The 1,339-nt window shown below is 53.3% G+C and carries 1 protein-coding gene; it reads left to right on the top strand.

Going from position 1 to position 1,339, the window contains the following annotated elements; all coding sequences use genetic code 11:
- Positions 1 to 104 precede the first annotated feature (104 nt).
- Complete coding sequence (locus tag CHL76_RS16620) at positions 105 to 1,289, top strand: IS256 family transposase (RefSeq protein ID WP_094909172.1); 1,185 nt, start codon at positions 105 to 107, stop codon at positions 1,287 to 1,289.
- Positions 1,290 to 1,339: the final 50 nt, after the last annotated feature.

The raw sequence follows: 1,339 nt of genomic DNA, 5'->3' as shown, positions 1-1,339 counted from the left end.
GAGAGCATAAAATAGTTTGTGTAAACGATCGATCACCAAAAAAGGAAGTCCTTTTCTAGTAGAATGAAGTTACCGACCACATCCACAGAAAAGAGGACTTCCCTATGAATAATTTTACTACAGATATTGCTCACGCTCTAGTCCAACATCAGGATATCAACGAGATCTTTCGATCTCATCTGGAACACGCCGTGAACCAGCTGCTTCAAACCGAATTGACGTCCTTTCTGGATTATGAGAAATACGATGCGTCCGGCATCGGTTCCGGCAATTCCCGCAACGGCACGTACGAACGCACCTTGAAAACGGAATTTGGGGAGCTGTCGCTGGCGATTCCCCGGGACCGGAACGGGGACTTTCACCAACAGACGGTCGCGCCGTACAAACGGACCAATGATACGCTGGAAGCGTTTGTGATGCATATGTACCACAAGGGCGTCACCACCGCGGAGATCGCCGATCTCCTGGAACGCATGTATGGCCACCATTACACGCCGCAGACGATTTCCAATATGACGCAGACCATGAAAGCCGAAGTGGAAGCCTTTCGACACCGGTCGCTGGCGAAACGCTACGCCTGCATCTATCTGGATGCCACGTTTATCGCGTTGAAACGGGACACGGTCGCCAAAGAAGCCGTGTATATCGCGGTCGGGATTCAGGAAGACGGCTCCAAAGAAGTGCTGGCGTATCTGCTGGCTCCGACTGAATCCGCGGGCAACTGGCAGGAGCTCCTGGAGGACCTTCAGGTCCGCGGCCTCGAAGAAGTACTCCTCGTCGTCTCCGATGGATTGGCGGGCATGACCGATGCGATCCACGCCGTCTATCCGAGTGCCCGGCATCAGACGTGTTGTGTGCATGTCTCCCGCACCCTTGCCCGCAAGGTCCGCGTGCAGGATCGTCCGGCGGTTTGTGCTGACTTCAAAACCGTGTACCGGGCCAACAGCCGCGACGAAGCCGCTGAAGCCCTTCAAGCGTTTATCGCTGCGTGGTCCTCGCGGTATCCATCGATTCGCCGGGTGCTCGACGAGCACCCCACCTTACTCACGTTTTATGATTTTCCCTCCGCGATCTGGCGGAGCCTGTACTCGACGAATCTGATCGAATCATTCAACAAGCAGCTCAAGAAATACGTCAAACGCAAAGAACAATTCCCGAATGAAGCTTCCATTGAACGGTTTTTGGTCAGCCGTTTTGATGCCTACAATCAAAAGTTTTCCACCCGCTGCCACCTGGGCTTCGCCCAGGCCCAACATCAATTGGAAGATATGTTTCAACGGCAGGGTTAACTTCAAGGCTGGAAAAGGACAGCCGTTTACACAAAATTATTGACGGTCCC

The organism is Marinococcus halophilus, assembly GCF_002265875.1.
Lineage (GTDB): Bacteria > Bacillota > Bacilli > Bacillales > Marinococcaceae > Marinococcus > Marinococcus halophilus.
The sequence above is the reverse complement of the archived record's forward strand: the minus strand, read 5'-3'. Positions and strand labels throughout refer to the sequence as shown.